This window comes from Synechococcus sp. R6-10, assembly GCF_047461815.1.
Lineage (GTDB): Bacteria > Cyanobacteriota > Cyanobacteriia > Thermostichales > Thermostichaceae > Thermostichus.
Genome location: NZ_JANSHW010000095.1, coordinates 1 through 6,116 on the forward strand (window position 1 = coordinate 1; position 6,116 = coordinate 6,116).

Sequence of the window (6,116 nt, forward strand, 5' to 3'; positions counted from 1 at the left end):
ATCCGTACTGAACATATTATACATTATTTTCAGTATAGTTGAGCTTATTATTGACTAGAGTCATGCTCCCCAAGTTCTGGCTGCCCATACCTGTCTGTTGTTTGTAACCTATGAGTCAGATGTCTGCCCGGTCGGGATCTTACTGGCGCGCAACCCTGACGCGGTGGTTCCCACAGCCTCTGGATCGCTGGGTTGCCCGGATTACCCTCTGCAACCTGGCCATCGGGGTGATCCTGGTGGTGTTGGGCAACCACACGGCTCCTTACGTGCGGGATTTCAACTGGCAACAGCAACGGGTGGGGGCGCAAGAAGTGCAGATGGTGCTCACCTTCAACCGCCCGATGGATCCCGTCAGTGTTGAAGAGCATTTGGAGATCCAGCCCCCTCTGCCAGGCCGAATGCGCAAGCTGGGTCGCCGCTTTTTTTGGACGCTGACAGAACCGGCCCCCTACGGCCAGACCTACCGGGTGCGCCTGCAGGCAGCGGTAGATGAACGGGGCCAGCCCATGGCCCGGCCTTTCGAGGGAGAATTCCGCACGCCGGATCGGCAGTTGCTGGGGATCAGCACCGAACCTGCCCAGCGAGGGCGAATGTTTCTGTTCAACCTGGAGACGGGAGCCGCTACTCTGCTGACTCCAGCTGGGGTCAAGGTAACCCAAATGCAGCCCAGTGCTGATGGCCGCTTCGTGTACTATTTCGCCACGGCCACCAACCTACAGCACCAGGATCTGTACCGGCTGGATCTGGAGGATCTGTCTTCGCGGTTGCTGCTGGATCATCAGGGTTACCAAAACCTGCGCTTCCAAGTCTCGCCGACGGGGGAACTGGTGGTGGCAGAGCGGATCCTGCTGCAACGGGATCCCATGGCTGCCGTCCAGACGGAGCTGTGGATCCAGAAAACGAGCCGGGATCCCTTTGAACGTCTAGAGCTGGATACGGCGGTGGGGGGAGATTTTTTCATTAGCCCCGATGAGAGCAGCCTGCTCATCTCGCAGGGACAGGGGGTGGGGATCGTACCCTTGCATCCACGGGCGGCAGCGGAGAGCTTTCTAGCCCAGTTCGGCCAAACCTTAGCCATCCGCCCCGATGGGGCTTTCGGGGCTTTGCTGCGCTTCAATCCCGACTACACCCGCAGCCTCTCCATCGTCAGCAATACCGGCAACAGCGAGGAGATTTTGAGAACCCAGGGATCCATCCTGAAAGGGGCTTTTTCCCCTCGGGCGCCCATCTTCTACGCCTTGGTCAGTGAGGTCTCTCACGTTAGCGGTGCGGAGCATTATTCTGTTGGCGAGGTCGCGATGGACTCCCCCAGCTACACCGAGTCGCCCCGCCTGCTGGCGATAACGCTCGGCACTGAAGCAGGCAACGCCATAGAGGTGGTTCGAGCCACCTATCCCGTCGATCTGGACTTCAGCATTTCCCCGGATGGACGCATGCTGGCCTACACGCTCTTGGAACCGTTCCCAGGGATCCCGGATCCCTCGGCTCCCCTTAGCCGTAGCGGGCAAGCCATCATGGCCTCGCAAGTGTGGTTGGTGGATTTGCAGGACGGGCTGCCCATTCCTGATGGACAAAGTGGTTCGCACCGCTGGCGGGAACGCCGCCTACCGCTGGGCAGCAGCGCCCTAGCCTGGATCCCTTAGGGCGAGAAAGCCACTTGGAGAACAAACCTGCCTAGAATCAAGACAGGGTGTGCGAGGAGAGGTGATATGCGGCTCATTGACGAGCAGGGGCGGCTTTTGGGAAAGGTCAGCCTCTTGGATCTGGGAGCCCTGGCAATTGTGGTGGTGGCCATTGTCGCCGTCTTGTTCTTTCCGGGTCGGCAGGCGGGCAGTGTCGTCCAGGTGGGAGGTGGCCCCACGCTGCCGGTGGAAGTGGACATGATTGTGCGCGGGGTCAGCAGCCGCTCTATGGAACCTTTTCAGGCGGGGCAGAAGGCTGACCTGATCATCCGCAACCAGCCCTACGGCCAGGTGGAGGTGGTGCGAGTGGAAAATGTCAGCCGCACGGTGCCAGTGGTTTTCCCCGATGGGCGGGTGCAGAACTTGCCCGATCCCGAAGCCTATCGCCTCGACCTGGTATTTACGTTGCGGGGGCGGGGCCAGCGCACCGAGAATGGCATCGTCCTGGGCAACAATCGCGTCAAAATCGGTGTTCCCCTAGAGCTAGAGACCTTTGACTACAACTTGCGCGGCACCGTGATGGACGTGCGGCTGCCGCAATCGTAGAGGATGTCAACCCCAATGCAGCTACAGGAAATTGCCCAAAAATTGGGGTGTGCCTACGAGGGGGATCCCACCCTGGAAATTCACAGCGTGGCCAGCCTGGCGGAGGCTCGCCCAGGGGAGCTGAGCTTTCTCAGCGAGGCCCGCTACCTACCTCTCTTGGAGCAAACCCAGGCCAGCGCCGTCATCGTGGAGGAAGGGCTGGCTTTGCCCTGTTCCATTGCCTGCTTGCGGGGCAGGGATCCCCGTCTGCTCTTTGCCCAGGCCATCGAGCTGTTTTACCAGCCCTACCGCCTACCGGTGGGGATCCATCCTACAGCGGTGGTGGATGCCAGCGTCCAACTGGGGGAAGGGGTGGCAATCGGGCCGCACGCGGTGGTGATGGAAGGGGTGAGGATCGGCGACCACACCCAAATTCATCCCAATGTCACGATTTATCCCCAGGTGCGGATTGGATCCCGGTGTCAGCTTTTCGCCAACTGCGTTATTCACGAGCGCACGGAGATTGGGGATGATTGCCTCATCCACAGCGGCGCTGTCATTGGCGACGACGGCTTTGGCCACATTCCCCTGGCGGATGGCTCCTGGCGGCGCATGCTCCAAGCGGGACGGGTGGTGCTGGAAGACAACGTGGAGGTAGGCAGCAACACCACCATCGACCGGGCCGCCGTTGGCGAGACCCGTATTGGCCGCGGCACCAAGATCGACAATCTGGTGCAAATTGGCCACGGCGTGCGCACCGGATCCCACTGCCTGATCGTGGCTCAGGTGGGCATTGCCGGCAGCACCCAGTTGGGCCACCACGTCATCTTGGCCGGGCAATGTGGCTTGGCCGGGCACCTGCACATTGGCGATGGCGTGCGTGTAGCCGCCCAGACAGGTGTAACCAGCGATATCCCTGCTGGTCAAACGGTGGCCGGCTACCCCCACCAACCCATTGCCGAATGGCGCAAGAGCATGGCCGTCCAGCGGCACTTGCCTGAGCTGCAACGCACCTTGCGCAAGCTGGAAGCTCGTGTGGCCAAGCTGGAACAGAACGAGGAATCATAAGAGACGGCAAAAGACGTGGATCCACATAAGTCTCCCGCCTTGTCCTGTCGGCCCTAGCTCTGCTCCAGCAACGACCGCAAAGTGTTCAGGTACTCGTTGATGTTGCGCCGGTTGCCGCCGAAATCATATTCCCCAACACGGCCTTCGGAAGTAATGTGTAGACGAGTATGGCCAGGATCCCCTTCTATTGGCGACAGCGAAACCGTTAGATCGTCCACGAACTTAAAAAAGTTGGTGCGGGAGATCCCCTTCACTTCCATCGCCTCAGCATCCACAGAGACCAGTTCCCCCCGCTTCCAAACTTGAAAGGCTTGCTCAGCCGCTTTTAACACCTGGTCTGGGCTAGCTGCAATCACAACTTCCTGTTCTGCGCGATTGTAGGGGGATCCACCCAGGGTGGCCGCTTGTAAGGTGGGGATCCCGCTTGCCAAGCCGAAAAGCAGCACCGCTATCACCACCAAAAGTTTCCAGAAAGACATGCGGACAAAAGGAGAAGTTTACATCTCTTATTATGCCTTTCAGTTAGTAGAACGCTCCTGTTATCACCCTGTCAGCCTGAAGCAGAGCACCTGCCGGCGGTTCTATCGATGGGTTAGCCTACAGCTAATTCACTTGCCCCGAGTGCAAAAATGCTGGCCCAAGAAAAACTCCAAGAGAAAGCCGAGGAAAAGATTACTCCCCTCACCCGCCAGCAACTGGCGGAGCTCATGCCCTCGGCCCAGGGGCTGCTCAGCGATGAACCCGAAATGGAACACTCCCTGCATGCCCTGCAGCTTTTGATTCTGGTCAGCTGCCTCGCCCGCCTCTGGCAAGACCGCAACGACTACTTCCTCGCCTGGAACCTCACCGTCTACTACAGCCGAGAGCAACTCAAAAATAAAGACTTCCGCGGGCCAGATCTGTTTTTGGTCAAAGGGGTAGAAAACCGCCCCCGCCCTTCTTGGGTGGTGTGGGAAGAAGGTGGCAAATACCCGGACTTGATCATCGAGCTGCTTTCGGAATCGACTGCCAAAGTGGATCGGGGTGAGAAGCGGGAGCTTTACGAAAGGATTTTCAGGACACCGGAGTACTTTTACTATTCTCCGGAGACGCAGGAGTTTATGGGTTTGCGACTGAGGGGGGAGAAGTACGAGGAGATTGAGCCAACGGAGCAGGGCTGGCGCTGGAGCGAGATGCTGGAGCTGTATCTGGGGATCCATAACCAACAACTGCGCTACTTTTTCCCCAATGGGGAGCTGGTGCCCACTCCTGAAGAAGCTGAGAGAATCGAGCGCCAACGTGCTGAGCAAGAGCGACAGCGAGCAGAGCGCCTGGCCCGGAAGCTGCGGGAGCTGGGGGTGGATCCCGATACCTTGTAAGGGTAAAGAGAGGAGAACTGGCAATGACTAACCCGAACCCAATTACTGAGGTGCTGGATCCGGTTTATCTACCCGAGTTGCCCCCCACCCAAGACGAGCTACCCTACGACGACGGCGAACCTATGGAAAGCTGGCGGCACAGGTGCCAGATGGACTTGCTCATCTCCACTACCCAAACCTGGTTGCAGCAGCGCCCTGATGGCTTTGTCGGTGGCAATATGTTTCTCTACTACAGCTTGGAGCAGACCAGCGGCCGCAATTTCAAAGGGCCGGATTATTTTGTGGTGTTGGGTGTGCCTAAAGGCGAGCGCAAAAGCTGGGTGATTTGGGAGCAGGGCAAAGGGCCGGACGTGGTGATTGAGCTTCTTGCTCCCAGCACTGCCCAGGAGGATAAAACAAGCAAAAAGCAACTTTATGAGCAGATTATCCGGGTGCCGGAGTACTTTTGGTTTGACCCGTTTGAGCCAGAGGACTGGGCAGGGTTTCGGCTAATGGGCGGCCGCTATGAGCCGATTCAAGAGGATGCCGAGGGTTGCTTGCCGAGCGAGGTTTTGGGATTGTGCCTAGTGAAGTGGGAGGGCAGGTTTCGGGACATCGAGGCCACCTGGATTCGCTGGGCCACTGCTGCTGGGGAACTGGTACCCACCGAGGCCGAACTGGAGCGGCAAAGGGCTGAGCAGGCCGAACAACGGGCAGGGCGCCTGGCCCGGAAGCTACAAGAGCTAGGGGTAGATCCAGACGCCCTGTAGACAGCCAAGTAACTCAAGACAACAGATGGATCCCTAGGAGGCCAACAGCAACACAGGTAGCTTTTGAATAGCAGGCCGTAATCCCTTGGGAAAGCGCTCCCGCTTCAAGGGATAGCGATAGTTGAGTTGGGGAATAAGTCTCTCCCATTGATAGGGGTTCAAGCCAGCTACCACTGAACAGAACGGCTCTCTACTGAGCTCTAACCCCTCTTCCATGAGCCTGAGAGCTATGTTGCCTGCAGCTATCTCCAGAGTTTGATTGGCCAGTTGCGGATCCGGATCCCCTAGGAAGATCAGAGCATAGTCTTCTGGCTGAGGACTGCGCAGAATTGGCTCCAGCAAGCCCTCCAGTTCTTGGATAAGCTGCTCTGTCTCCATTTCCCAGTAGGGGAAAAGGCCCACGTTGATCTTGCTCAGGCGGATCCCTTGTGGTTTGGAGGTTTCTGTTAGGCTATCTCTAACTCTAATCACTACCAGGTTTTCTGAAGGACTTAACCACGCGGGACTAGGCCATTCTTGCAGCTCTAAGCTATCGATCTTCCAACCATAGGGCTCAGCTACACTGTGCAGCCGAAAGAAAACTCCAACTTCCTGCTCAAAGTCATGGACAGCCTTTGCGCATCCTTGCCAGTCTTGATAGTCATCGACCTGGATAAACCCTTTGGGATGAACTTGATGATAGAGATGACGCAAAATATCCATCGTTGACTGATACCATTCAGCATCTGCATGCA

General features: G+C 57.8%; 7 protein-coding genes. 5 read left to right on the forward strand and 2 right to left on the reverse strand.

Going from position 1 to position 6,116, the window contains the following annotated elements:
- The first annotated feature begins 119 nt into the window (after window positions 1–119).
- The 3 genes from NW837_RS03265 to lpxD all read left to right on the forward strand — a co-directional run bounded on the left by NW837_RS03265 (window position 120) and on the right by lpxD (window position 3,275).
- Window positions 120–1,643: a hypothetical protein gene (locus NW837_RS03265; RefSeq protein WP_414329248.1), complete on the forward strand. Its 1,524-nt coding sequence runs from the start codon at window positions 120–122 to the stop codon at window positions 1,641–1,643.
- A 66-nt stretch (window positions 1,644–1,709) separates the two neighbouring features.
- Complete coding sequence (locus NW837_RS03270) at window positions 1,710–2,228, forward strand: DUF4330 domain-containing protein (RefSeq protein WP_414329249.1); 519 nt, start codon at window positions 1,710–1,712, stop codon at window positions 2,226–2,228.
- Between the two features lie 15 nt (window positions 2,229–2,243).
- Window positions 2,244–3,275, forward strand: a complete 1,032-nt coding sequence (lpxD, locus tag NW837_RS03275) for a UDP-3-O-(3-hydroxymyristoyl)glucosamine N-acyltransferase (RefSeq protein WP_414329255.1) — start codon at window positions 2,244–2,246, stop codon at window positions 3,273–3,275.
- 53 nt (window positions 3,276–3,328) lie between these two features.
- Here lpxD and NW837_RS03280 read toward each other — a convergent pair whose 3' ends face one another.
- Window positions 3,329–3,754, reverse strand: coding sequence for a DUF1499 domain-containing protein (locus NW837_RS03280; protein ID WP_414329250.1), 426 nt, complete (start codon window positions 3,752–3,754; stop codon window positions 3,329–3,331).
- Between the two features lie 192 nt (window positions 3,755–3,946).
- Here NW837_RS03280 and NW837_RS03285 point away from each other — a divergent pair, with 192 nt between their 5' ends.
- Together NW837_RS03285 and NW837_RS03290 are read left to right on the forward strand one after the other, a co-directional pair.
- Window positions 3,947–4,633 (forward strand): Uma2 family endonuclease, encoded by a 687-nt coding sequence (locus tag NW837_RS03285; protein ID WP_414329256.1) that lies wholly within the window; start codon window positions 3,947–3,949, stop codon window positions 4,631–4,633.
- Window positions 4,634–4,656: 23 nt separating this feature from the next.
- Window positions 4,657–5,382, forward strand: coding sequence for a Uma2 family endonuclease (locus NW837_RS03290; protein WP_414329252.1), 726 nt, complete (start codon window positions 4,657–4,659; stop codon window positions 5,380–5,382).
- A gap of 33 nt (window positions 5,383–5,415) precedes the next feature.
- Here the strand turns inward: NW837_RS03290 and NW837_RS03295 are convergent.
- Window positions 5,416–6,116 (reverse strand): TylF/MycF/NovP-related O-methyltransferase (locus tag NW837_RS03295; RefSeq protein ID WP_414329253.1); only part of this gene is annotated, 701 nt, incomplete at its 5' end.